Origin of the sequence: Synechococcus sp. A15-44 (assembly GCF_014280115.1) — a bacterium.
Taxonomy (GTDB): domain Bacteria; phylum Cyanobacteriota; class Cyanobacteriia; order PCC-6307; family Cyanobiaceae; genus Parasynechococcus.
The window spans coordinates 463652-487233 of sequence record NZ_CP047938.1; the positions used below are offsets into that span (position 1 = coordinate 463652).

The following is a 23582-nucleotide window of genomic DNA, read 5'->3' on the forward strand; positions in this document are numbered from 1 at the left end:
CCCACGATCTCGATACGATCTGCCGAGCTGAACCGATCTCCAGCCATGCACGTTCTGCTGCTGAACGGGCCGAACCTGAACCTGTTGGGCCAGCGTGAGCCGGGGATCTATGGCCATTCCTCGTTGGCCGATATCGAAGCGGCGCTGACCCGAGAGGCGGAGCAGGAATCGGTGCATCTCGACTGCTTCCAGAGCAATTTCGAGGGTGCCCTGGTGGATCGGATTCACCAAGCGATGGGAGTGAGCGCTGGGATCCTGATCAATGCTGGGGCCTACACCCACACCTCCATTGCCATCCGTGACGCCCTGGCTGGCGTCGCAATCCCCTACGTGGAATTGCATCTCAGCAACACCCACGCCCGGGAAGAGTTTCGCCATCACTCCTTTCTGGCTGAACGCGCTGTGGGTGTGATCTGTGGCTTCGGACCTGCCAGTTACAGCCTTGCCTTGAAGGGATTGCTCAGCCACCTGCGCCGGAACGCATGACCACCACCACCTCAATAAAAACCGTTCCAACAAAAACCGTTCCGCTCAAAACAGTGGCGTCGATTCGCTGGTTGGCGGCACCCACCACTTGGAGCTGGGTGGAGCAGGCCAACGCCCGGCCTATGGAAGTGCTCATCGATCACGCCCACTGCGAGCGCAAGGCTGCCGGGGCTGCGGTTCAGATGATGTTCCGCTACCTCTGTGAAGCGGGTCTCGGCGAAGCCCTTAGCCCTCTAGCGCGGGAAGAGCTGGAGCATTTCGAGCAGGTTCTGGCTCTGATCAAGGCCCGGGGGCGCTACCTGGAACCGCTGCCTTCCCCGGGCTATGGCGCTGATCTCGCCAGGCAGATCCGTAAAGGTGAGCCGCAGAGAATGCTCGACTCCTTCCTGGTGGCGGGTCTGATCGAAGCCCGCAGCCATGAGCGCATGGCCTTGCTGGCCGAGCACAGCCCGGATCCTCAGTTGCGGGAGCTTTACAGCGATCTGTTGGCGAGTGAAGCCCGCCACTTCGGCCAGTACTGGGTGTTGTGTGAGCAGCGCTATCCGCGGGAGCTGATCGTTGAGCGCCTCGAAGTGCTGGCCCTGGCCGAAGTGAAGGCGCTGGAAGGGGAGTTAGAACGCCCTGAAGACGTGCGGATGCATTCCTGTGGTGTGGATGCCCCACAGATCAGCAGTCAGATCAGCTGAGCCGCCTCCTGCAAGGCCTCCAGCCTGGATGGCCGAAGCACCCCCTCCACGCCAAATTGGCGCAGCCGTTGTTCGAGGCTTTGGTTGGCTCCGGCGATGAACAGGGTGCGGCCCGCTGATCGTGCTTCCTCCACCATGCGTTCGATGGCGAGGGTTGCTGTGACACCGATGCGGGACACATCGGTGAGGTCAAGGATCAGGACCCTGTAGCTCTGGATCAATCCCATTCGGGCACTGATTCCCTTGGCGGCGCCAAAACTCAGAGGGCCGCGCAGACGAAACAGCATCAAGGCCTTGCCGCAGCGCAGGATCAGGGCTTCCTCCTCCGGGGAAAGATTGGCGTGCAGTGCATCTGTGGCATCGGAGGGGTTGTCCTCTTCCATCCCTTCCAGTTGGGACCGCGTGATCGCATCAACGGTCAACAGGTTGGCCACGAACATCCCGACCAAAACGCCCCAGATCAGGTCCCAGAACACCGTCATTAACAGCACGGCGTACATCAGCGCGGCTGTTTTCGCCGATAGGCGATGGGCGCGAAGAAGAAAGCCCCAGTCGATGATGTCGAGCCCGACTTTGATCAGGATTCCCGCCAGCAGCGCCGTGGGGATCTGTGCCGCCAGAGGGCCTGCCCCCAGCAGCACAAGCAGCAGCACCATGGAATGGGTCATGCCCGACCAGGGTGTCTGACCACCGGATTTGATGTTGATCACCGTTCGCATGGTGGCTCCGGCACCGGGAAGGCCGGAGAGAAACCCGGCCGCGGTGTTGGCGATGCCCTGGCCGATCAGCTCACGGTTGGACTCGTGGTTGGTTTGGGTGATGTTGTCGGCCACCAGGGAGGTGAGCAACGAGTCGATCGCCCCGAGCAGGGCGAGAACCATGCCGGCTTTCACCAGCTCCAGCAGGTGCTGACTGAAATCGGGAACCACCAGTTGCAAGCCCCCCTCCGGGATGGCTCCGATCCGGGCGATGGGTTCAAGGCCCAGCTCCAGCAGTCGGTTGTCGTTGAACAGCAGCAGCGACAACGGCGTCACAATCAGCAGCGCCAGCAGAGGCGTTGGCACCCATTGGCGGATCCGCAGGGGGGTCAGAAACACCACAGCGAGTGTCATCAATCCAACGGCGAGCGCGGCTGGATTCCAGCTCGGGGCATCGATCAGCGAACTCAGGGACGCAACCACGCCGCCCCCGGTGTTCACCCCGATGAAGGGTCCAAGTTGCAGCACAAGGATGATGAAACCGATCCCCGACATGAAGCCGGAGACCACCGAGTAGGGCACCAGGGTGATGAAGCGCCCCAGCCGCAATACCCCGAGCAGGGTTTCGAACACACCACCGATCACCACAGCGGCCATCACCAACGGCAGCATCTCGCCGGCATTGAGATCACGACCGATGCCGATGGCGGCCAGGCTGGAGACGATCCCCGCCACGGTGACGCTCATCGGTCCGGTGGGTCCGCTCACCTGGGCGGGAGTTCCCCCGAGCAAGGCCGCCAGGAATCCGGTCACGATGGCGCCATACAGGCCGTAGATGGCGCCTCCTGGCCCCAGTGCGGCATTGCCGAAGGCCAGGGCAAGGGGCAGCGCGACCACGGCGGCCGTCAATCCTCCGAGAAGGTCGCCTCGGATGTTGCGTTGATGCAGGCCGTGAATCAGTGCCATCTCAGTTCAGACCACTCCAGCGGCTCAGGGCTTCCAGGGACTGAACTCCCACTTTTCGGCGCCCATCGGGGAGAACCCAGGTGGGATAAGCCCGGATCTCTGCGGCGTTGCAGGCTTCGGCTTGCTCCGGCAGCTGCTTCGGCTTGCGGCATTCCACATAGGTCACGTCCGCTCCGGCCTGTTTGCCGAACAGGTTCATCTGCTTGAAACACGCCGGGCAGGTCCACGCGCCGTAAAACTTTGCCCCCATCGCCTTGAGATGCTGCGTCAGTTTGAGGGCCTGGTGGCTTGAGTCGTGCAGGGGCTCTCCGATCGTGCTGGCCCAGGGAGCGGCCGAACCAGGCGGGCCACCAACAGGTCCGCCAGCTGCGACCAGCACGGATGCCAGCAGGGATGAAGCCATGCTCCTCATGCTGATGCAGTGGTTGGCCTGAAGCTAGGTCGCATTCAGGCGTTCGGGCTTCCCTCCATGCGGAAGCAACAACGCAAGCCCTGTTGCGGTGAAACTGGGATTACCACTGGATTGGTATGGAAGGCAGCGGATACAAGGACTATTTCCAGGTGCTCGGTGTTGATCGCAGCGCCGATGCCAATGCCATCAAGAAAGCCTTTCGCAGCCTGGCCCGCCAATACCACCCTGACGTCAACCCTGGTGATGCCCAGGCTGAAGCGCGGTTCAAGGAGATCAGTGAGGCCTACGAAGTGCTCTCCGACCCCGAGAAGCGGCGTCGTTATGAGCAATTCGGCCAGTACTGGAACCAGGCCGGTGGCATGGGCGGGGGAGCCGCACCCGGGATGGATGTCGACTTCGGTCGCTACGGCAATTTCGACGATTTCATCAACGACCTGTTGGGCCGTTTCGGTGGTCCAGGCGGCGGTGGCTTCCAGGGGGGTGGTTTCCCTGGGGGCGGATTTCCCGGCGGGGGATTCGCAGGGGGCGGTTTCCCGCGTGGTGGCCAGGCTTCACGCCCTCCGGTGAATCTCGATGCCGAAGTATCGGTGAATGTACCCTTTTCGGAGGCCTTTCGCGGTGGAGAACGCAGCCTCTCGGTGAACAATGAGCGCGTTCAGGTGCGCATTCCCGCTGGGGTGAAGAACGGCTCGCGGCTGCGGTTGAAGGGCAAGGGCAACCTGCAACCGGGAACCGGACGTCGGGGCGATCTCTATCTCAACCTCAAGATTCAGGACCACCCGATCTGGCGCCTGGAGTCGGATCAGCTGCGGGCCGATCTCCCCGTCAGCCTCGATGAACTGGCCCTTGGAGGCATGGTCTCGGTGATGACGCCCGATGGTGAGGCCCAAGTGAGCATTCCGGCCGGCACCGCCCCGGGCCGCAGTTTGCGGCTGAAGGCCAAAGGCTGGCCGTCAAAGACCGGTCGCGGTGACCTCCTGCTCACGCTGACGCTGGCCATGCCTGCCTCGTGGAGTGAGGAGGAGCGTCGATTGCTCGAGCAGTTGCGTGCCAAGCGCACGGATCATCCTCGTCAAGAGTGGCTTCGGTCGGCGGCCCTCTGATCGGGTGACCCTTACGATCACACCTTGTGTTTGGGTCTGATGGAGCTCACCTACCGCCCCCGTCGTCTTCGGCGTACGCCCGCCCTACGCGCCATGGTGCGTGAGCACAGTCTCTCGGCTGCAGATTTCATCTATCCCCTCTTCGTGCATGAAGGCGCTGAGGTGGAGCCGATCGCTGCCATGCCTGGTGCCAGCCGTTGGAGCCTTGCGGCCCTCACCGGCGAAGTGCAGCGTGCTTACGACCTTGGGGTGCGTTGCATCGTTCTCTTCCCCAAGGTGTCGGAGGGACTGAAGACCGAAGACGGGGCTGAGTGCTTCAACGCCAATGGCCTGATTCCACGGGCGATCCGCCAGATCAAGGAAGCCATCCCCAAGATGGCGATCATGACCGACGTCGCCCTGGATCCCTATTCCTGCGATGGTCATGACGGGATCGTCAGCCAGGACGGCGTGGTCCTCAACGACGAGACGATTGAACTTCTCTGCAAACAGGCCGTTGTGCAGGCTGAAGCGGGCGCTGATCTGATCGGTCCCAGCGACATGATGGACGGCCGGGTCGGTGCCATCCGGGAAGCCCTCGACGACGAAGGCTTCGAACATGTGGGCATCATCAGCTACACGGCGAAGTACTCCTCCGCGTACTACGGCCCCTTCCGTGAGGCCCTTGATTCCGCTCCCCGTGCCGCCGGCAGCAAGCCGATCCCCAAAAACAAAGACACCTATCAGATGGATCCCGCCAATGCTCGGGAAGCCATCACCGAAGCCCAGCTCGATGAGCAGGAGGGCGCCGACATCATGATGGTGAAGCCTGGTTTGGCCTATCTCGACATCATCCACCGACTGCGCGAGGAGTCCGAACTCCCCATCGCTGCCTACAACGTGAGTGGTGAGTATTCGATGGTGAAGGCCGCGGCGGAGCGGGGCTGGATCGATGAAAAAGCCGTTGTGCTGGAGACGTTGCTGAGCTTCAAGCGCGCCGGTGCTGATCTCATCCTCACGTACCACGCCTGCGATGCAGCGGCTTGGTTGAAGGAGGCTTGATCCGATGGCAACAGCCGATCAACCCAAAGGTGTGGATCGTCTCGGTCACGTTGCGATCCGTGTTGAGAACGTCGATCGGGCTGTTGCCTTCTACACCGATCTGGGCATGCGTCTGGTCTGGCGTGCCAACGACTGGTGCTATCTGGAAGCCGGGGAAGGTCGCGATGGACTCGCCTTGTTAGGCCCGGATTACAAAGCCGCTGGCCCACATTTCGCCTTCCATTTCCGCGATCGTGCGGAGGTGGATGTGATTCACGACCGTCTCAAGGCGCAGGGTGTGCACGTTGGTGCCGTCCATGACCACCGCGACGGCACGGCGTCTTTTTATCTGAAAGATCCGGAAGGCAACTGGCTCGAAATGCTTTATGAACCCCCCGGTGGCATCCCCTCCAACTGCAGCTGACTTGAGTCAAGGGGCGGACCGGGCTCAGCAGGAAACCTTTGAACTGCTGGAGTGGCATCGGGTCTGTGACCATCTCAGCGGCTTTGCCAGCACCGGCATGGGCCGTGATGCGGCCCGGGTTCAACCGCTGCCCGCCAGCCTGGAGGAGTCGAAACAGCGCCTGGCCGAGACGGTTGAAATGGCGGTGCTCGATGACCTCACTGAGGGGGGGCTCAGCTTCCGCGGTGTGCAGAACCTCGAGCCCGTGGTGCTGCGCTGCAGCAAGGGAGGCGTGGCCTCCGGTGAAGAGCTGCTGGCCGTAGCGGAAACATTGGCAGCGGCCCGTCGCCTGCGCCGTCAGATCGACGATCCTGAGCTGCGCCCGGTGTGCACCGCGTTGATTGAAACGATGGTGACGCTGCCGGAGTTGGAGCAGCGGCTCAAATTTGCGCTCGAGGAGGGCGGCCGTGTCGCTGATCGCGCCAGCTCGGCGTTGTCGGCGCTTCGGCATCAATGGAACGGTCTGCGCCAGGAACGTCGCGACAAACTTCAGGAGCTGCTGCGGCGCCTGGCCCCATCCCTGCAGGACAGTGTTATCGCCGAGCGTCATGGCCGTCCGGTTCTGGCGGTGAAGGCCGGTGCGGTGAGCCAGGTCCCGGGTCAGGTGCACGACAGTTCGGCCTCAGGCAGCACCCTCTTTGTTGAACCCCGCTCGGTGCTCACCATGGGCAACAAGCTGGTGGAGCTGGAGTCCCGCATCCGGGATGAGGAACGCAAGGTGTTGGTGGAGCTGAGTGCTCTGGTGGCTGAAGAGGCGTCTGCCCTCAACCAGGTGGTGGCCGTGCTGCGCGCGCTTGATCTTGCGCTGGCCCGTGGGCGTTACGGCCGCTGGCTTGGTGGCGTTGAGCCTCAGCTTGAGGCGGCAGCGGAGGCTCCGTTTCGCTTTTCAGGTCTGCGACACCCACTCTTGGTGTGGCAGCACAAACGGGCGGAGGGGCCGCCCGTGGTTCCCATCTCGGTGGAGGTGTCGCCGGAGCTGCGGGTGGTGGCGATCACGGGGCCGAACACCGGTGGCAAAACGGTCACCCTGAAAAGCATCGGCCTCGCTGCACTGATGGCGCGCGCCGGCATGCTGTTGCCCTGTTCAGGGCAACCCTCTTTGCCCTGGTGTGCCCAGGTGCTGGCGGACATCGGCGATGAGCAATCCCTCCAGCAGAGCTTGTCCACCTTCAGTGGCCATGTGAAGCGCATCGGGCGCATTCTTGAGGTGCTGCAGCGCGGTGGTTCTCCTGCCCTGGTGTTGCTGGATGAGGTGGGTGCCGGAACGGATCCCAGCGAGGGAACGGCCCTGGCCACGGCTTTGCTGAAGGCTCTTGCGGATCGGGCTCGGCTCACGATTGCCACCACCCACTTCGGTGAACTCAAGGCCCTCAAATACGACGACGCTCGTTTTGAAAATGCCTCTGTGGCCTTCAATCCGGAAACCTTGTCTCCCACCTATGAATTGCTGTGGGGGATCCCAGGACGCAGCAATGCACTAGCGATCGCGACGCGCCTTGGGCTCGATTCGGATGTGCTTCACCAGGCCCAGCAGCTTCTGGCCCCAGGGGGTGATGGTGAGGTGAACAGTGTGATTCGTGGCTTGGAGGAGCAACGGCAGCGCCAGCAGGCCGCGGCAGAAGACGCTGCAGCACTCCTGGCACGCACGGAGCTGCTGCACGAGGAGTTGCTGCAGCGCTGGCAGAAGCAAAAGCAGCAGACCGCGCAACGCCAGGAGCAGGGCCGTCAACGCTTGGAGCAGTCGATCCGTCAGGGCCAGAAAGAAGTTCGCACGCTGATTCGCCGTCTGCGGGATGAGCGCGCTGATGGGGAAACCGCGCGAAAGGCTGGGCAACGGTTACGCAGCTTGGAAGACCATCACCGCCCAACCCCTGAACGGCGTGCACCCAAGCCGGGCTGGCGTCCATCTGTGGGGGATCGCGTGCGCTTGCTCGCCCTCGGCAAGGCTGCAGATGTGTTGGCCATCAGCGATGACGGCCTTCAGCTGACGGTTCGTTGTGGGGTGATGCGCACCACGGTGGATCTGGCGGCGGTGGAAAGCCTGGATGGGCGTAAGCCGGAGCCACCTCCAAAGCCGGTGGTGAAGGTGCAAGCCCGTTCCGTCGGTGGCGGTGGTGCACAGGTGCGCACCAGTCGCAACACCCTTGATGTGCGTGGCATGCGGGTGCATGAGGCCGAAGCGGCGGTTGAGGAATGCTTGCGCAGTGCCAATGGGCCGGTTTGGGTGATCCATGGCATCGGCACGGGCAAGCTCAAGCGCGGCCTGCGCGCCTGGCTGGACACGGTGCCCTATGTGGAACGGGTGACCGATGCCGAGCAGGGGGACGGCGGACCGGGCTGCAGCGTTGTCTGGGTGCGCTGAATTGGTTCAGGCGCTTCAGTGGCTAACGGATCGCTTCAGCATCCGCATCAAACAACCGCCAGCCTGTGGGGTCAGGGTCGAGGTGGATGGCATCGCCGGCAGTGATGTTGATCTCCGTTGAAGCTCTGACCTGGATGAGTTGATCACCATCTAGGAGCCGACAGGTAAGGATCTGCTCATTGCCCAGACGCTCGCAATGGCTCACCTCGGCTTCGAGATTCCGGTTCGTTGCCGGTGCCAGATGCCAGTGTTCAGGCCTCAATCCTGCGGTGAGGTGTTGGCCTTCTCGTTGAAGTAAAGGCTCGACCATTGCGCCTTCAACCTGAATGCGCTTGTTCCCCAGCATCAGAGTTGCATTGGGTCCCACCGTGACGGGCAAAAGGCTCATCGCTGGGCTGCCAATGAACTGGGCCACGAAGATGTTGGAGGGCCATCTGTACAACTCCATGGGGGTCCCGAGTTGCTGCAGGCGTCCTTGGTTCAATACAGCGATGCGGTCCCCCATGGTCATCGCTTCCACCTGGTCGTGGGTCACATAAACCGTCGTTGTTCCCAGTTCTCGCTGCAGCTCGACGATTCTTTGGCGCGTGCTCGTTCTGAGTTTGGCGTCGAGATTGCTCAGCGGTTCATCCATCAAAAACACCTCAGGATTGCGCGCCATGGCGCGTCCGAGGGCGACCCGTTGTTTCTGTCCGCCGGACAGTTCCTTTGGCCTCCGATCGAGCAATTCCGTGAGTTCCAGAGATCTGGCAACGGTGTTCACCCGGGCTTCGATTCGTTCTTCTCTGACCGACCGCACCCTCAGTGGTTTGGGTAAGGCACGCGTGGCTTGAAAGGCTTGATCTTGGATGCGCTGGAACGTTGATCTCGCCTGGCTTCTGCGCAGTCCGAAGCTGAGGTTGTCCCGCACGCTGAGATGCGGGTAGAGCGCATAGCTCTGGAACACCATGGCGACGTTGCGGCGCGCTGGCGGTACATCGCTGATGGGCCGGGACCCGATTCTGATTTCGCCGCTGGTGGGGCTGTCGAGACCAGCGAGCAGTCGCAGCAAGGTGCTTTTGCCGCACCCCGAGGGACCGACCAGCACCAAAAACTCGCCATCGTTGATCGTCAGATTCAACTGACGAATCACCTCAACGGGATCACCGCTGCCGCGTCCTGGGAAGGTCTTGCTGAGGTCTTCGAAACGGACGCCGGCCAACGACAGAGCTGCAGCGGCTGAATCTTAGGGTTACGGATTGGATTGAGCCGGCAGCACCGTGCAGTTCATCGATCAGGCACGGATCACGGTCCGAGGCGGGCGCGGCGGCGATGGCATCGCTGCATTTCGCCGTGAAAAGTATGTGCCCGCCGGAGGCCCCTCCGGAGGTGACGGCGGGTGTGGGGCTCCAGTGGTTCTCGAGGCCGACAGCAACCTGCAAACCCTGCTCGATTTCAAATACAAGCGCCTGTTCGCCGCTGACGATGGGCGACGCGGTGGTCCGAACAAATGCACCGGTGCATCAGGGAAAGACCTGGTGATCAAGGTGCCTTGCGGCACGGAGGTACGCCATCTGCGCACCGGCATTCTTCTGGGAGACCTCACCACCCCGGGTGAGCGTCTCACCGTTGCCTTCGGTGGGCGAGGTGGTTTGGGTAATGCCCATTACCTGAGCAATCGCAACCGCGCTCCGGAGAAATTCACCGAGGGCCGTGAGGGTGAGGAATGGCCCCTGCAGCTGGAACTCAAGTTGCTGGCTGAGGTGGGCATCATTGGTCTCCCCAATGCCGGCAAGAGCACCTTGATCGCCGTGCTGTCGGCAGCGCGACCCAAGATCGCCGATTACCCCTTCACCACCTTGGTTCCCAACCTTGGTGTGGTGCGCCGTCCCAGTGGAGATGGAACCGTGTTCGCGGATATTCCAGGCTTGATTGAGGGGGCCGCCCAGGGCGCTGGTCTTGGCCACGACTTTCTGCGTCATATCGAACGCACCCGTCTGCTGATCCATCTCGTGGACGCAGGATCCGAGGATCCCGTGGCTGACCTGAACGTCGTCCAGCAGGAGCTGGAGGCCTATGGCCATGGTCTGGTTGATCGGCCACGTCTGTTGGTGATCAACAAACAAGAGTTGGTGGCAGAAGAGGATCTCCCCAGGTTGCGGCAAGACCTTGAAGCGGCGAGTGGTCGACCCGTGCTGTGCATTTCAGCCGCCATGGGAACCAACCTCGATCAGTTGCTGGCAGAAACCTGGGCCGAGCTCGGAGTGTGAGCTGATGCTCCAGACAATCTTCATGTGATCAGCCACACCGATGCTTGTGGCATCATCGCGGGGGAGCCATAACGGGAATGTCTCTCCCATGACATGACCTTTTACACCTGTCTGGACAACAAGGGCGACGTGATCGCCCGGTGCCAAACGAAAGAGGATGTTGCTGTGCTTCAACGCATGGGACGCCCGATCGCTGAAGTGAAGGCGATGCGTAATGAAGAGGCTGTCGTCTGCAGCCTGACCGGCAGCCCCTCCGACTACAACGAGGACTACTGAGCACTCGTTGGATTTACGTCGCTGGTTGACTCAGTCGTCGTAGACGCGGCACTCCTCGGCATCGGGATTGGCCTCGCAATGCAGCTCGAGCGAAGTGGGGTCGTGGCTGTCGCCGGGGTGGTGTTCCTTGTATTCCTCCAGCGACTTCAGCTCATCGGTGAGGTGACGAACTTTGGCCTCGTCACCAGCTGCTTTGGCAGCTTCGATTTCGGATTGATCCTTCTGGATGTGTTCGTCGATGGACTTCATGAATTCAGGCCGTGGCCTGGCAGCACCTTACGGCGATTCATCGGTTTTGGAGTGGTGGAATGCCCACCCCATGACGATCCGGCAACGTTGATTTGAAGTGGTTGTAGCCGTGGCTACAACCACGGCTCCAGATCGTTGATCATGGCGCTAATTCACTGAGTTCCAGCCAGCGTTCTTCCGCTTGTTCAATGCGGTTGATGATCTCAGCCAGATCGAGACTCAGGTTGGCCATGTCAGAACCTTCCTGGTTCATCTGCTGTTCCAGCTCCTCTTTCTTCAGCTCCAGTTCAGGCAGCTGTTGATCAAGCGCCGCAAGCTCCTTGTTTTCCTTGAAGTTTCGCCGCCGCGGGCCGTCGCGCTTGGTCTTGCGGCTGCTCTCTGGTTTGGGTGTGGAGGGTTTGCTCGCCTGGCTTTGGCTGCGTTCCTCCTGGCGCTGCTGCTCCAGAAACGCGCTGTAGTTCCCTTCAAAGCGATTAAGCCGTCCTTGGTCGAAGCAGAACAGGCGATCAACGGTGCGATCGAGGAAATAACGGTCGTGGGACACAACGATCACGCAGCCCCGGAAGTCTTCAAGGAAGTCTTCGAGAACGCTGAGGGTCTGAACATCCAGATCGTTGGTGGGTTCGTCCAACAGCAACACGTTGGGCGCCTGGATCAGCATCCGGCAGAGGGTGAGGCGGCGGCGCTCGCCTCCCGAGAGCTTGGCTAAGGGGCTGTGCTGCTGGGCCGGTGGAAACAAAAAGCGTTCCAGAAGCTGGGATGCGGTGACTTGCTCACCCCCCAGATCGATCCGGCTGGCGGCTTCTTCCACGAACTCGATCACTTTGCGATCGAGCCCTTTGCCTTTGTTGAAGTCTTCGGTGTGCTGGTCCATGTAACCGATGTGAACGGTCTCCCCAAGCAGCAGGCTGCCTTGGGTTGGCTCGCGCCGTCCGGCGATGAGATCAAGCAGGGTGGATTTGCCGCTGCCGTTGGGGCCGATGATGCCGATTCGGTCTTCAGGGCTGAAGCTGTAGCTGAAGCCATCGAGGAGTGGGCGACCGCCCCCGCTGCCATCGGCTGTGACCCCAACGGCTTCCGCTTCGATCACCTGTTTGCCGATGCGCCTGCTGATGCCGGTCATCTCCAGCTTTGCTTTGCCTTGATTGGGTTTCTGCTCGCGCATCGCTTCGATGCGTTGCAGTCGCGCCTTTTGTTTGGTGCTGCGGGCCTTGGGGCCCTGGCGTAGCCAGGCCAACTCGCGGCGAAGCACGCTTTTGAACTTGGCCGCTGAGGCCGCTTCAGAGGCCTCTTCTTCGGCTTTGTGCTGCAGAAAGGTGCTGTAGTTCCCCTGATAGGTGCGGGCCTGGCCTCGGTCCACCTCCACCATCCGCCGCGTCACCCGATCGAGCACATAGCGGTCATGGGTGACCAGCACCAGAGCGCCGGGATAGCGATCCAGCCAGCTCTGCAGCCATTCCACGGCAGCGGCATCGAGATGGTTGGTGGGCTCATCCAGCAGCAGCACATCGGGGCAGGCCACCAGGGCTGATGCCAGACCCACCCGTTTGCGGTATCCGCCGGAGAGGTCGTCGACCGGGCGCTGGAGATCGCTGATGCCCAATTTCTGCAGCACTTCCCGGCATTGCTGCTCCAGGCTCCAGGCGTCCTCTTCATCCATCCGTTGGCTGAGCTGACCCAGCTCCGCCATCAGTGCTTCATTGCTGGGGTCTGCCGCGATGGCGTCGCTGAGGGCGCTGAAGCGCACCAGCAGATCCCGTTTGGCACCACAGCCCTCCAGCACCTGCTCCAGCACCGTGAGCCCCGGGGTGATCCGGCTCTCCTGACCCACCAGCTCCACCCGAAGCCGGGGTGAGCAGCGGCGTTCCCCTTCCCCGAGCGGTTCTTTCCCTGCCAGCACCTTCAGCAGGGTGGATTTGCCGGCGCCATTGGGACCGATCAGTCCCAGCCGCTCCCCTTCACCGATGTGGAGATCGAGATCGGAAAAGAGGGTGCGGATGCCGAAATCCTTGGCCGCACCCACCAGGCTGATCAGACTCACGGCGTGCCAGCGGGCAGTTGACCGTCCAGATAAGCAAACACGCTCTTGTCGCCCACATCCGCTGCTGCCTCCATGCCGAATTTGCGCAGGGCCAGCAACACCAGCAGCAACGCTGCACTTTCCAGTAAAGCCAGGCAGAGGGGGCCATTGATCAGACCCACCAGATGCCCCAGCAGCGCTGCCGGCAGCAGCAAGGTGAGGCCGATGGCTTCGGGCCGTTGGAAGCAGAAAAACTCCTTGAAGCCGATGCCCGCCAAGGCGGCAAACAGCGGCCCGATGGCCAGGATCCACAGCGGCTGATCCTGGAGGGTTGAGAGCACTTCGGTGGGGCCGGCCTGCAGCAGCAGGGCCCCCCAACCGATGCAACCACTGAGCCAGAACAGTTGAAGGGCGCGGTGCAAGGGACGGAGATAAATGTGAATCCAGCGCAGGGCCAGGCCCAGGGCCGTGGCCATCGGCAGCACCCAGAGCCATGCCCAGGGGCTATCGGTCTGCCACCACTGCAGCACTCCTGCAGCCAGGCTGAGGCCTGTGATCAACAGGGCGATCCGATAGGAACGCACCTCCTGGCGATCGGCAGCGGTGATCGAGTAAGGGCCGTAGACACCTTCAAAGGTTGGATCTGCGCTGGTCATTCCGACGCCGCCGTGCTGTTCACCAGTGTGCTCAGGTCAGGACCGGCTGGAACGATGCCGCCGGGATTGAGGGGGAACAGGGCACCGAAGTAGTCGTGTCGCCAGGCGTTGCCGTCGCAGGTGTCCGCCACGCCCGGCAAGGCGTAAAAGCGTTGTCGCCATGCCCAGAGGTGTGGGTAGTGCCAGAGCGGTTGCCGAGTGCAGCCGAACAGGGGCGCATAGACCAGCTCCCAGCGGATCAAGGTGGGGAATAAGCGCACGTCCGCCAGGGTCAGTGTTGTGCCGCACAGCCATGGACCATTGGTTTTCAGGCTCTGCTCCACCGCAGCAAGGGCGGCGAAGAGATCGGCTTCAGCGCGGTCGTAGGCCGCTTGGTTGCGGGCGAAACCGCAGCGGTACACCCCATCGTTGATGGCCGGTTGCAGTCGCTGCTGCCAGGCCTGGATCCTGTCGGTGGCTTCCGCCGGTGCCAGGTCCACAACAGCGTCTTGATGGGGCCAGCGGTTCAACAGCTCCACCAGTGGTGCACTGTCATTGCCCAGCAGGCTGAGCGTCTTCGGATCCACCAGCACAGGCACGGTGGCCCGGTAGCTGGGGGGGGCGCCGCATTGCTGATACAACTCCAGCAGCGTGTCGCACCCCTCCCAAGCGGGATTGAGGGCCCAGCGTCCAGCGTTGTGATCCGCCTGTGCCATCACGAGGGTGAGGCTGTTGTCCAGATGGCGCAGCTGATGCACCAGCCAGGTGCGGTGGGCCCAGGGGCAACTGCGCCCGATCACCAGGATTGGCCGTTGGTCTGCGCTGCGCTGGAGCAGGTCTTCGGGGTTTAAAGCCGGCGGGCTGAGTGGATCGCTGCTTGGGCGGGTGTAATTGCCGGCCGCATCGGCTGGGCCCAGCCCACCCATGAGCCGTTGCCATTGCCATCGCCAACTGCGACGGGCGGCCGTGACCACAACAGGTGGGATCGACATGGCGCGGTTTGGATCGCTTTCATCCTCGCTGTGACTCGTGCTTCAGTCAGAACTTGGTTCGCTGTGGTCCATGAGCAGCTGTGGCGTTCTTGTTGTGGCCGGCACCCACGGCAATGAGGTCAATGCCCCTTGGTTGCTGCAGCAGTGGCAGGCCAACCCTGATCTGATCAACGCTGCTGGCTTGGCGGTGCAGAAGGTGATCGGCAACCCGGAAGCGTTGCGCCGTCGCTGCCGCTACGTCGATCGTGACCTCAACCGCTGCTTCCTCCCGGAACAGTTGGAGCAGGGGGCCCCCGGCTTGGAGTTTCAGCGTGCTGGGGAACTCCTGCGCTTGCACGGTCCGACCGGCGAGCAGCCTTGTGCCGTGGCCATCGATCTGCACAGCACCACAGCGGCCATGGGCAATTCCCTGGTGGTGTACGGCCGGCGTCCTGCTGATCTCGCCCTCGCGGCTTTGGTGCAGGGAGCGCTCGGCCTGCCGATTTATCTGCACGAAGCCGATGCTCAGCAGACCGGCTTCCTTGTTGAATCCTGGCCCTGCGGCCTGGTGATCGAGGTGGGGCCTGTGCCGCAAGGTCTGCTCAATGCCCGGGTCGTTGAACAGACCCGTCTTGGCTTGGAAACCTGCCTGAGGGCCTTGGATCAGGTACATCAGGGCTTGGCCCGGCTGCCGGATGCTCTGGTGGTGCACCGTCACCTGGGGAGTCTGGATCTTCCGAAGGCGGAGAACGGAGAGCCTCAGGCCCTTGTGCATCCCGAACTGCAGGGCCGCGATTGGCAGGACATCAGCTCAACCCAGGCGATGTTCCGTGCTGCGGATGGCACCGATCGTGGTGAAGCGTGGGTTGAGGGGGAGATTCCGGTGTTTGTGAATGAAGCGGCCTACGCGGAGAAAAGCATTGCTTTCTCCCTCACGCGCCGGGAGGTGTGGCCCGTGCAGCCCACCTGGCTGCCGGCCTTACAACAGCTGCTCTCTGCGGCCTAACCGCAGGCCCAAACACCTTTCCCTTCTTGAGAGCAGATCAGATTGCTCGTCTGACCATCGGCCCAGTACATCCGCAATCGGTCGTCCTCGGTGCCGATCCGCAGGGTGAGGGATCGCAGCGGACCGGCCGGGGTTTTGCTGTCGGCATCGCCTCCGGGCGACTTGATTTGTTGCAGCTCCTGCTCCAGCTGGTTGATGCGTTGTTCCAGCTGTTTGATCGAAGCGCTTGCGTTTGGTTGGTCGCCGCTTGAGCTCACCAGTCCACAGCTGGTGAGACCAACCGAGGTCAGCCCAAGACAAATCAGGGGAATCAAACGCTGCATGGGCCTGTGCTGATTGGCCCCAGCCTCTCAACAGAACTGGCCCTGGGCCAGACGTTCACTCCAATACACGGTGGCACCTTGAGCCTCCAGCTCCAGTCGCCTGTGGCGGGCCTGGCTCAGAGGAACGGTTTCCTCCAAGCGATGGCCGGCTTGCATCCAGCGGATCAGAACCAATAGCGCCTTGGCGAGTCTCATGAATCTTAAGTCTTTCGAAAGCATCGCTTTCCTCGCCTGGGGCGCTTAAGCGTTGGTTTCGCAATCTGTGGACACACAGCGCAAACTTCCTTTACACTCACGCTCAGGCAGGGCTCTCCTGCCCTTCCTTAAACCGTTCCTTCGGGAACATTTCTTTCCGTTCTCATGACCACCACCCTCCAGCAGCGCTCCGGCGCTTCCAGCTGGCAGGCCTTCTGTGAGTGGGTCACCTCCACCAACAACCGTCTCTATGTCGGTTGGTTCGGTGTGCTGATGATCCCCACCCTGCTGGCTGCCACCATCTGCTTCGTCATCGCCTTCGTCGCCGCTCCTCCGGTCGACATCGATGGCATCCGTGAGCCCGTCGCTGGCTCCCTGATCTACGGCAACAACATCATCTCCGGTGCTGTTGTTCCTTCCAGCAACGCCATCGGCTTGCACTTCTACCCCATCTGGGAAGCCGCTTCCCTCGATGAGTGGCTGTACAACGGCGGCCCCTTCCAGCTGGTTGTTTTCCACTTCCTCATCGGCATCTACGCCTACATGGGTCGTGAGTGGGAACTCTCCTACCGCCTGGGCATGCGCCCCTGGATCTGCGTTGCCTACAGCGCACCTGTCGCTGCAGCCTCCGCTGTCTTCCTGGTTTACCCCTTCGGTCAGGGTTCCTTCTCTGACGCAATGCCCCTGGGCATCTCTGGCACCTTCAACTACATGCTGGTGTTCCAGGCCGAGCACAACATCCTGATGCACCCCTTCCACATGCTGGGCGTCGCAGGTGTTTTCGGCGGCAGCCTGTTCTCCGCTATGCACGGCTCCCTGGTGACCTCCTCCTTGGTGCGTGAAACCACCGAGAGCGAGTCCCAGAACTACGGCTACAAGTTCGGCCAAGAGGAAGAGACCTACAATATCGTGGCTGCCCACGGTTACTTCGGTCGCCTGATCTTCCAATACGCCTCCTTCAACAACAGCCGTAGCCTTCACTTCTTCCTGGCTGCCTGGCCTGTTGTCGGCATCTGGTTCACCGCCCTCGGCGTGTCAACCATGGCCTTCAACCTGAACGGCTTCAACTTCAACCAGTCCATCCTTGATGGTCAGGGCCGCGTCCTGAACACCTGGGCTGATGTGCTGAACCGAGCCGGCCTCGGCATGGAAGTGATGCACGAGCGCAACGCTCACAACTTCCCCCTCGACTTGGCTGCTGCTGAGTCCACTCCTGTGGCTCTCCAGGCTCCTGCCATCGGTTGATCTGGAATCAACCTGTTCCTTTTGGAACAGCAAAAACGATTCAGATCAACTGAATCGGAAAGCCCCCTCCTCGGAGGGGGCTTTTTGTTGTGCTTTCAGAATTGAGCTCCAATCAACCATCCATAGAGAGGAGCCATCTGTGCGTCAGGTGGTGATGGCTAGACAAGGGCACCCCCGTGCTTCCTCTGATGACCTGCGGTGACATCTTTCGGATCATCATTGCCCTGTTCATTCCCCCTCTGGGCGTCTTCACTCAGGTGGGATTGACGCAGCCCTTTTGGATCAACCTGGTGATCTATCTCTTTGCCGTTGGTGGCCTTGGGTTCCCAGTGTTGTTTGGTATGTGGCCAGCCGCTGTGATTCACGCCCTGTTTGTCATCCTGACCCGTAAATAAATCGCGTTTCAGCAATCTGGCTCTGAACAGATTTCAGCTACGGCTGAATCTTCTGCTTGATCTTTTGGTTCATCTTCAAGCGCCTGTGGCGGTGCTTGGCTTGTGTCCGCTTCGTTGAAGATTTGCTCGAGGTCAACCTCAAGGTCCACTTCATTGCCTTCCACCACGCTCACGTTGATGCGTTGCACCTGCATCTGCAGTTCAAGGCCAGGGAACTGCCCTGAAAGTCTGCTGTTGATCGTGTCTTGAATGTTCTGCACCTGCTTGTAACTCGGTAGCTTGGGGTCGAGTGATCGCACCACCACCAGGAAACTTGGGGCTTGATTTTGTTCCCAGTAGTCAGGCCAGTCGAAGACAACCTTTTCCAGTTCCACGGCGTCGTTGGCGCCAAAGGTCAACGTCTCATTCTTGAGGTAGTAGCGGATCTCCGATTCAATCTGTTTTTGGGCCACCTCCCGATTCAGCCTGTATCGGTATTGCTCATATCTCCCATACAGTTTTTGACCCACCAGCACGGCCAACCCCAATGCCAACAGCACGGGTAAGCGTGAGCGGCGGCGGCGCCTGAGTTTGTCGCGGAAGTACGGCTCACGAATCGCCAGCACCGTGATCCCGCCAATCAGAATTCCAAGCAGGTTGGCGGCATAGAGCAGTGCAGGCCCTTGGGCGTTGCTGATGTTTGGCCCGGAGAGCATCAATCCCATCACGCACACCGGTGGCACCAAGGCCACGGCAATCGCCGTGCCGGCCATCGAACTCACGGCACCCGGGTTGACCTTGGCGTAGGTCGCGATGGCACCTGCAGCCAGGGCGATCCCCAAATCAAATGTGTTGGGCTCAAGTCGGGCGATGATCTGTTCTGGCAAGGCCTCGACCACAAGCAAGCCCTGACTGCGTGCGATTAGGCCCAATCCCATCGACAGGATCAAGGTGATCCCTGCTCCGGCGACAAGGGTGATCAGTGATCGTGACAACAGCCTGGCCTGCCCGATCAGAATCGCGAACACCGCCACCCGCAGCGGCAGGATCCACGGCGCCACAACCATGGCACCAATGATCACAGCATTGTTGTCGGCGACCAAACCCAGGCTGGCGATCAGGCTGGCGCCAACCGTCAGAACGATGAAGGACTCGTTCAGTCGTGCTTCGCCGTCGTAACTGCGGTGCAGTTCTTCGAGACGATCTTTGTCTTCGAGAAGCGATTGTTGATCAACAACCACGGCTGGCGTTGGTTCAGCTGCGTCGCCCCACAATTACTGGTGGTGTGCTGGCGTTGCTGCCCGGAAGGGCCGGTACCACCTCCGTTTGCCCATCCCATTTGTCGAGGAAAAGCTTGTAGAGCACCTGATCGTCGAGGCTGCGGTTGAGGGTGTCGTAGCGCAGGGCTTCCTGCTCAGCGATCTTCACTTCGGTCTGAGCGCGGAGCAGTTGCTGCTCTGCGATCTGTTTCTGTTCAATGGCAGCACGATATTCCTCGGCGATTTGCAGGCCTGTGAGGTCGAGCCCCCGCACTTCCACGTAATCAAATTTGTCGAGTTCTTCGGCGACCGTGCGCTCCACCAGGGCGGAGATGTCGTTCCATTCGGTGGCAATGGTGACGAGCTCGTATTGGGAGAAGACCGATTTCAGGGCTTTCAGCAATGACGGCTGAATGATGCGGGGGTAGATCTCGCGATCGTTGCCGGCGATCGTTCTGTAGATCCGTCCGGCTTCGTTGGGGCGAACGGCATATTTCACGGTTGCGGTGGCTTCGATCACCTGGAGGTCTTTGGTGAGGGTGGCAAATTCCTCCGGTTTGACCTGGGTGCGCACATCAAAGGGATACACCGATTGAATGAACGGCACCTTGAGATTGAGGCCCGGGAGTCTCGATCCTCCGCTCACCTTGCCCAAGGTGGTGACCACGGCAACCTTGCCGGCCGGAACGATGAACAGAGCCTGCCCCAACAACAGCAGCGCGCTGAGAACGATGGCAACCACCACGGCGAGGCTATTGGCGGGATCGTTGATCCGTCGTGGGGTTTGCATGATGGGCCGAAATCCTGACTCGATGATGTCGGGTTTGCTCGTGGGCCGTTGGCTTAAGGCCCTGTTCTCCGCCAAACCGACATCATCAGGATCCGAAGGATGTCTAGTTCAACCAAAGCGATTTAAAGGCTCTTGGGTATGAATCGCGCATGCTCATCGAGGTCTCGCGGATGAAGGTGATGCACGCCTTGGATCCGTCGAACACTTTCGCTTTGATCATCATCTGCATGGCTTGCTGAAGCGTTTTTCCTTGTCCCAGGCTGGTGTCGATGATCTTCACCGCTTCGGCCGGTTCACAAGGTCCCAGCTCAAGAGCGCCTGCTAAAGACGGGAGCACGCTCAGAGCAATCGCTAGCAGCAGCAATCCGTTCAGGGCACGCATCTGGTCGAGATCTTGTGTTGCTGCACGGAGCCTATGGCGTGGATCTGAGTCTTGCCTGACAAAGTTGTTGGTTTGATTTCACTGGCCTGGGTCATCAGACCTGAATCAGTCTCTTCAGTTCACTGAGATGAGTCAGATCCGTGAACAAAGTTGTGCAGATGTGGCTTGCCTCTTCTGCATGGACATGCTCGTTGGCCATGTGAGCTCTGCAGACAGGGCTGTCTTGCCATAGGAGAAGGCATAAAAAACCTCCGTTAAACGGAGGAATAAGCCAAGTGATCCCCATCACCCGACTTTTCAATAAGTGTAGTGCTTCTCGTCAAGTTTGTGCAGCTGATCCACCAGATGTGGTGGATTGAATGTTACCAAACACCGTTTGGCGGCAGCTTATCCACAGGAAGGTGGAAAACTTTGGCAGTCTGTGTTGTCGCCATTTCTTCAAAAGGCCTGCAATCACTGGTTCGTTCGGGTAAGCTGTGGATATCCCCATCACCTGGCCGCCCATATGAGGCGGCTTTTTTGTGCCTGGGCTGCCAGTGTGGTCCCCTATTCCACAAGCCCTATGACGGTGAACCGGGAGCAGGCCAGGGATGCGCTGGCGACACTTCTCGAGGTTTTCGCGGGGCCGAACTACTCGGGCGCATTGCGTGATGGTGATCTCACCACCCGCCTTGAGCGATGCACGGGCTGGGTGAAGGCTGAAGCCTCTGAGGCGGCATCTCTGATCGAATCATGCGTCCCCCATGGCAAGCCGATGCTTGCTCAGGCTCAGCAACGCCTGGCTGTTCTGGAATCGTTGAAGACGTTGCAGGCTGTTGCCGTCAACCATTTCGGCCCCCTCGACGATCCCAGCTAAGGCGCGTCAGTCGCGACGCAGCCAAGGCGAAGCATTGCTGAACCAGTCGCCGAGATCATCTTCTGGATGTTCAGGGTCGTCTGGATGACGTCGCCCCAGGTCGAGATCGGCCATCAAGCCGTCGAGGCCTTGTTGTGTGCCTTCCCGTTGAAAGCGTTGCGCTCTGCTCACCCACGTGCTCACGCTGCGATCGCGTTCGGCAAATTTTTGAAGGTAGACGCGTTCCTGGAGTGACACGAACTCACCCTGCGCCAGGCGGCTGCAGATGTTTTGCAGTTTCAAGCGTGTCGACGTGGTCAGCATGATCGGTTCACCATTTTCAGGTGATAGGCAGTTCCGACCCTGCCGTCAGTGGCCGAAGGCACCATTTGTTGCGCGGGTGCATGGGCTGGTTTTCATATCCTGACGGGATGGATCATGAGGAAACCCAGAGCCTGACGCCGATTGCATCGGACTCGCCTTGGCTGGAGCGCTGTGGCACCTTGTTGCGTCCGCAGAGTGATCCTGCATTGTTCGGTTCAGCGGATGCAGATCTGTATTTCGCTGCAGACGGTCAACCGCGCTTTTACGTGATGCGGATCCGCCGCCGGCCTCCTGTGCTCAAGTCGATGACGCGGCACCATCGCGTGAGTCAGTGTTTGGGATCTGCCGATGCCCAGCCCTGGTGGCTGGCCATGGCCCCTTCCACGGATTCCGGCTGTCCGCCCCCCGCATCCTCGATCGCTCTGATCAAGTTTCAGGCCGGTGAAGCCTTCAAGCTGCATCCGGGAACGTGGCATGCAGGCCCTTTTGTTCAGGAGCCATCAGCGCTCTTTTTCAACCTTGAATTGAGAACGACCAACGAAGACGACCACAATTCGCTCGCATTGGCGCAGCTTTTGCGGTTGAACTTGATTTAATTGCCCCTGGCTGTAACGGGATGAACGGCGCAACTCGGCTTGGGTGCCCTATGTTTATTTTGTAGCAAATGCTACAAACGTTCACTTCGCTACACAGCGAAGCGCAGTTCGACTCAGGGCATGGAACGGGGCCTGAGCTTTCTACGAGGAACACCATGAATGCTCTTCAGCTTCTAAAGGAGCGTGAGCTGCGAGTGCAGCTCCGCGACAGCTCCAAAAAGGCCGTGGCTCGCGGATCTGAATCCGGCGACTACACCTCTGCACATCTCTCTCCCGTCAAGCTGGCGAAAGAGAAGGTTGCTCCAACTCAGTTGAAATACCGAGGAGTGACCTATGAGGCCATGCGTGCCAATTGGCTCTGACGCCTGTTTCACTCAAGAGATGAAGCCCCACTTCGGTGGGGCTTTTTGTTTGGATGGACTGATCGTGCGTGCAAGTCGACAGTGGCCTTTGATGTTGCGACCACCGGGTCAATGTCGTATCTGGATGTAAGGGATCAACTGCCATCGATTGACCCAGAAAATCTTTCGCCGCAGGACGTTCTAACTATTCTCCTGTATCTGTTCCAGCAGCAGCCCGGGTTCGTTGACCGTGGCCATGAGGTCAACAATAAAGAGACAGCTTGGGTGAATGGCTTTCTCTTTCGTCTTCAAAATGACGCCTCAGCTGAGCGTCTTTCTATTGAGGAAGTTGGTTCCAGTGTCGACAAAATCTCGGCTTTGCGATGATTACAACAGCTGATCAAGCGATCCCAACGAGTTTCTGTTGATCCTGCACAGAACGTGCGTGCTCCTCGAGCCTTTGTTCAGTTCGAGTCAGGCGCATGTTTGCAGTTCAAGAGCTAACAGTTGATGGTTGGTCCAATCGTGCCGAACACGCTTCCAAAGACAATGCCTTCTGGCATGCCCGTGCCCGTAGTGATGCTGATGGGCACACGTATCGCCTGATCAGCGAGGAAAAGCACGTTGTCTGCCTGCTCACCAGTCGTGGGTCTGAGTGCTGGGAGCTCGACTGATCTGCTGCTCTGCTCCCCCCGTTCAGGCATGATCGGTGGATGACCGACGACACGCAGCAAACCCATCCGCTTTACGCCATTGATCGCGACCAGATTGATGCTGTGTTGGGTCATGAAGGCGAACCAGGTCCGCAGCAGTTGACAACGATTGCCGCGTTATTTTCGCGATATGCGGATTTTCCTGGCGCTGAAGATATTCGTGATGATCTGCAGAAATGTCTCACGCTATGGGGACTTTCGCGCGATGAGTTGAATCTCAAGACGCGTGAAATCTGGGAGAGTGGCTGGCGGCCTGGTCAGGATCCTGTGGCTGAAGGTGTTGGTTCTGGGGCCGATGTGGAGGATGCAGACGCTTGATGCTTGCCGGAATGACTCTTCCCTTAACTGTTTAAATGTGAGCCCCAGATGAGATCGGGTGGCTCCTGTTTCATGGGTGATCAGCCAAAAAGGAAGGCCGCCCTTCCCGGTGGAAAGACGGCCTAACTCGCTCGTTTGTGCATCGTTCAACCCATCACTTCAGCTAGGGAAAGAAAGGGTCGAAGCGTCTGGCTCGAGGCGCCCTGGGGCCATGGGCTCGAGGTGTTGGGTCGTTTTCTCCGAGGGCACCTGAAACGGTGCAAGTGGAGCGTCGATTGGCGTGGC

The 23582-nt window shown here is 60.3% G+C and carries 30 protein-coding genes; 17 read left to right on the plus strand and 13 right to left on the minus strand.

The window, feature by feature from the left end; genetic code table 11:
- Nucleotides 1-45 precede the first annotated feature (45 nt).
- Together aroQ and SynA1544_RS02510 are read left to right on the plus strand one after the other, a co-directional pair.
- Nucleotides 46-486 (plus strand): type II 3-dehydroquinate dehydratase, encoded by a 441-nt coding sequence (gene aroQ / locus SynA1544_RS02505; RefSeq protein WP_186514708.1) that lies wholly within the window; start codon nucleotides 46-48, stop codon nucleotides 484-486.
- The gene (locus SynA1544_RS02510; RefSeq protein WP_186514709.1) at nucleotides 483-1172 is read left to right on the plus strand and encodes a tRNA-(ms[2]io[6]A)-hydroxylase; all 690 of its coding nucleotides are present in this window, start codon (nucleotides 483-485) and stop codon (nucleotides 1170-1172) included. Before aroQ ends, SynA1544_RS02510 begins: the two co-directional genes overlap by 4 nt.
- Here SynA1544_RS02510 and SynA1544_RS02515 read toward each other — a convergent pair.
- On the minus strand, nucleotides 1160-2836 hold the full coding sequence (locus tag SynA1544_RS02515) for a SulP family inorganic anion transporter (protein WP_186514710.1): 1677 nt from the start codon (nucleotides 2834-2836) through the stop codon (nucleotides 1160-1162). The two genes, SynA1544_RS02510 and SynA1544_RS02515, sit on opposite strands and share 13 nt — an antisense overlap.
- 1 nt (nucleotide 2837) lies before the next feature.
- A complete protein-coding gene (locus tag SynA1544_RS02520; protein ID WP_186514711.1) occupies nucleotides 2838-3239 on the minus strand; it encodes a vitamin K epoxide reductase in 402 nt (133 codons plus the stop codon).
- Nucleotides 3240-3364: 125 nt separating this feature from the next.
- Here SynA1544_RS02520 and SynA1544_RS02525 point away from each other — a divergent pair, with 125 nt between their 5' ends.
- The 4 genes from SynA1544_RS02525 to SynA1544_RS02540 are packed head-to-tail and all read left to right on the plus strand — an operon-like array spanning nucleotide 3365 to nucleotide 8196.
- The gene (locus SynA1544_RS02525; RefSeq protein ID WP_186514712.1) at nucleotides 3365-4351 is read left to right on the plus strand and encodes a DnaJ C-terminal domain-containing protein; all 987 of its coding nucleotides are present in this window, start codon (nucleotides 3365-3367) and stop codon (nucleotides 4349-4351) included.
- A 39-nt stretch (nucleotides 4352-4390) separates the two neighbouring features.
- Nucleotides 4391-5392 (plus strand): porphobilinogen synthase, encoded by a 1002-nt coding sequence (gene hemB / locus SynA1544_RS02530; protein ID WP_186514713.1) that lies wholly within the window; start codon nucleotides 4391-4393, stop codon nucleotides 5390-5392.
- 4 nt (nucleotides 5393-5396) lie between these two features.
- On the plus strand, nucleotides 5397-5795 hold the full coding sequence (locus SynA1544_RS02535) for a VOC family protein (protein WP_114988940.1): 399 nt from the start codon (nucleotides 5397-5399) through the stop codon (nucleotides 5793-5795).
- A complete protein-coding gene (locus SynA1544_RS02540) occupies nucleotides 5758-8196 on the plus strand; it encodes an endonuclease MutS2 (protein ID WP_255477687.1) in 2439 nt (812 codons plus the stop codon). The genes SynA1544_RS02535 and SynA1544_RS02540 overlap by 38 nt, the downstream gene beginning before the upstream one ends.
- A 22-nt stretch (nucleotides 8197-8218) precedes the next feature.
- Here the strand turns inward: SynA1544_RS02540 and SynA1544_RS02545 are convergent, their stop codons facing one another.
- Nucleotides 8219-9397 carry an ABC transporter ATP-binding protein gene (locus tag SynA1544_RS02545; protein ID WP_186514715.1) on the minus strand — a complete coding sequence of 393 codons (1179 nt, stop codon included), beginning with the start codon at nucleotides 9395-9397 and terminating at the stop codon, nucleotides 8219-8221.
- A gap of 58 nt (nucleotides 9398-9455) precedes the next feature.
- Here SynA1544_RS02545 and cgtA point away from each other — a divergent pair, with 58 nt between their 5' ends.
- Both cgtA and SynA1544_RS02555 read left to right on the plus strand, forming a co-directional pair.
- Entirely contained in the window at nucleotides 9456-10445 is a 990-nt protein-coding gene (cgtA, locus tag SynA1544_RS02550; protein ID WP_186514716.1) for an Obg family GTPase CgtA, read from the plus strand.
- Nucleotides 10446-10538: 93 nt separating this feature from the next.
- A complete protein-coding gene (locus SynA1544_RS02555) occupies nucleotides 10539-10721 on the plus strand; it encodes a hypothetical protein (protein WP_115010313.1) in 183 nt (60 codons plus the stop codon).
- A gap of 30 nt (nucleotides 10722-10751) precedes the next feature.
- Here the strand turns inward: SynA1544_RS02555 and SynA1544_RS02560 are convergent, their stop codons facing one another.
- The 4 genes from SynA1544_RS02560 to SynA1544_RS02575 all read right to left on the minus strand — a co-directional run bounded on the left by SynA1544_RS02560 (nucleotide 10752) and on the right by SynA1544_RS02575 (nucleotide 14617).
- Nucleotides 10752-10970, minus strand: a complete 219-nt coding sequence (locus SynA1544_RS02560; protein ID WP_115131683.1) for a CP12 domain-containing protein — start codon at nucleotides 10968-10970, stop codon at nucleotides 10752-10754.
- Nucleotides 10971-11109: 139 nt separating this feature from the next.
- Complete coding sequence (locus SynA1544_RS02565) at nucleotides 11110-13011, minus strand: ABC-F family ATP-binding cassette domain-containing protein (RefSeq protein ID WP_186514717.1); 1902 nt, start codon at nucleotides 13009-13011, stop codon at nucleotides 11110-11112.
- Complete coding sequence (locus SynA1544_RS02570; RefSeq protein WP_186514718.1) at nucleotides 13008-13646, minus strand: DUF2301 domain-containing membrane protein; 639 nt, start codon at nucleotides 13644-13646, stop codon at nucleotides 13008-13010. The genes SynA1544_RS02565 and SynA1544_RS02570 overlap by 4 nt, the downstream gene beginning before the upstream one ends.
- Nucleotides 13643-14617 carry a glutathione S-transferase C-terminal domain-containing protein gene (locus SynA1544_RS02575; protein WP_186514719.1) on the minus strand — a complete coding sequence of 325 codons (975 nt, stop codon included), beginning with the start codon at nucleotides 14615-14617 and terminating at the stop codon, nucleotides 13643-13645. The genes SynA1544_RS02570 and SynA1544_RS02575 overlap by 4 nt, the downstream gene beginning before the upstream one ends.
- Nucleotides 14618-14687: 70 nt before the next feature.
- Here SynA1544_RS02575 and SynA1544_RS02580 point away from each other — a divergent pair, with 70 nt between their 5' ends.
- A complete protein-coding gene (locus SynA1544_RS02580; RefSeq protein ID WP_186514720.1) occupies nucleotides 14688-15602 on the plus strand; it encodes an aspartoacylase in 915 nt (304 codons plus the stop codon).
- Here the strand turns inward: SynA1544_RS02580 and SynA1544_RS02585 are convergent.
- On the minus strand, nucleotides 15599-15925 hold the full coding sequence (locus SynA1544_RS02585; protein WP_114988931.1) for a hypothetical protein: 327 nt from the start codon (nucleotides 15923-15925) through the stop codon (nucleotides 15599-15601). The two genes, SynA1544_RS02580 and SynA1544_RS02585, sit on opposite strands and share 4 nt — an antisense overlap.
- Nucleotides 15926-15952: 27 nt before the next feature.
- Nucleotides 15953-16120, minus strand: a complete 168-nt coding sequence (locus SynA1544_RS02590) for a hypothetical protein (protein ID WP_186515618.1) — start codon at nucleotides 16118-16120, stop codon at nucleotides 15953-15955.
- Between the two features lie 165 nt (nucleotides 16121-16285).
- Between SynA1544_RS02590 and psbA the strand changes: the two genes are divergently transcribed.
- Both psbA and SynA1544_RS02600 read left to right on the plus strand, forming a co-directional pair.
- On the plus strand, nucleotides 16286-17365 hold the full coding sequence (gene psbA / locus SynA1544_RS02595; RefSeq protein WP_006850357.1) for a photosystem II q(b) protein: 1080 nt from the start codon (nucleotides 16286-16288) through the stop codon (nucleotides 17363-17365).
- 188 nt (nucleotides 17366-17553) lie between these two features.
- A complete protein-coding gene (locus tag SynA1544_RS02600; RefSeq protein WP_115081635.1) occupies nucleotides 17554-17760 on the plus strand; it encodes a YqaE/Pmp3 family membrane protein in 207 nt (68 codons plus the stop codon).
- Nucleotides 17761-17768: 8 nt separating this feature from the next.
- Here the strand turns inward: SynA1544_RS02600 and SynA1544_RS02605 are convergent, their stop codons facing one another.
- The 3 genes from SynA1544_RS02605 to SynA1544_RS14600 all read right to left on the minus strand — a co-directional run bounded on the left by SynA1544_RS02605 (nucleotide 17769) and on the right by SynA1544_RS14600 (nucleotide 20068).
- Entirely contained in the window at nucleotides 17769-18980 is a 1212-nt protein-coding gene (locus SynA1544_RS02605) for a DUF389 domain-containing protein (RefSeq protein ID WP_255477688.1), read from the minus strand.
- Nucleotides 18981-18993: 13 nt separating this feature from the next.
- Nucleotides 18994-19788 (minus strand): prohibitin family protein, encoded by a 795-nt coding sequence (locus SynA1544_RS02610; RefSeq protein ID WP_186514721.1) that lies wholly within the window; start codon nucleotides 19786-19788, stop codon nucleotides 18994-18996.
- A gap of 103 nt (nucleotides 19789-19891) precedes the next feature.
- The gene (locus tag SynA1544_RS14600) at nucleotides 19892-20068 is read right to left on the minus strand and encodes a hypothetical protein (protein ID WP_255477689.1); all 177 of its coding nucleotides are present in this window, start codon (nucleotides 20066-20068) and stop codon (nucleotides 19892-19894) included.
- A gap of 664 nt (nucleotides 20069-20732) precedes the next feature.
- On the opposite strand from SynA1544_RS14600, the gene SynA1544_RS02620 reads away from it, so the two are divergent.
- Nucleotides 20733-21026 carry a hypothetical protein gene (locus tag SynA1544_RS02620; RefSeq protein ID WP_114988187.1) on the plus strand — a complete coding sequence of 98 codons (294 nt, stop codon included), beginning with the start codon at nucleotides 20733-20735 and terminating at the stop codon, nucleotides 21024-21026.
- A gap of 6 nt (nucleotides 21027-21032) precedes the next feature.
- On the opposite strand, the gene SynA1544_RS02625 is transcribed toward SynA1544_RS02620, so the two are convergent.
- Complete coding sequence (locus SynA1544_RS02625; protein WP_115010336.1) at nucleotides 21033-21329, minus strand: hypothetical protein; 297 nt, start codon at nucleotides 21327-21329, stop codon at nucleotides 21033-21035.
- A gap of 107 nt (nucleotides 21330-21436) precedes the next feature.
- Here SynA1544_RS02625 and SynA1544_RS02630 point away from each other — a divergent pair, with 107 nt between their 5' ends.
- From SynA1544_RS02630 to SynA1544_RS02650, 5 genes are all read left to right on the plus strand, one after another.
- Nucleotides 21437-21925, plus strand: coding sequence for a hypothetical protein (locus SynA1544_RS02630; RefSeq protein WP_255446130.1), 489 nt, complete (start codon nucleotides 21437-21439; stop codon nucleotides 21923-21925).
- 155 nt (nucleotides 21926-22080) lie between these two features.
- On the plus strand, nucleotides 22081-22287 hold the full coding sequence (locus tag SynA1544_RS02635) for a hypothetical protein (RefSeq protein ID WP_186514723.1): 207 nt from the start codon (nucleotides 22081-22083) through the stop codon (nucleotides 22285-22287).
- A gap of 81 nt (nucleotides 22288-22368) precedes the next feature.
- The gene (locus tag SynA1544_RS02640) at nucleotides 22369-22653 is read left to right on the plus strand and encodes a hypothetical protein (protein WP_114988191.1); all 285 of its coding nucleotides are present in this window, start codon (nucleotides 22369-22371) and stop codon (nucleotides 22651-22653) included.
- Between the two features lie 95 nt (nucleotides 22654-22748).
- A complete protein-coding gene (locus tag SynA1544_RS02645) occupies nucleotides 22749-22940 on the plus strand; it encodes a hypothetical protein (RefSeq protein WP_006850529.1) in 192 nt (63 codons plus the stop codon).
- Between the two features lie 39 nt (nucleotides 22941-22979).
- A complete protein-coding gene (locus SynA1544_RS02650) occupies nucleotides 22980-23297 on the plus strand; it encodes a DUF3288 family protein (RefSeq protein WP_114988192.1) in 318 nt (105 codons plus the stop codon).
- The last annotated feature ends 285 nt before the right edge of the window (nucleotides 23298-23582 follow it).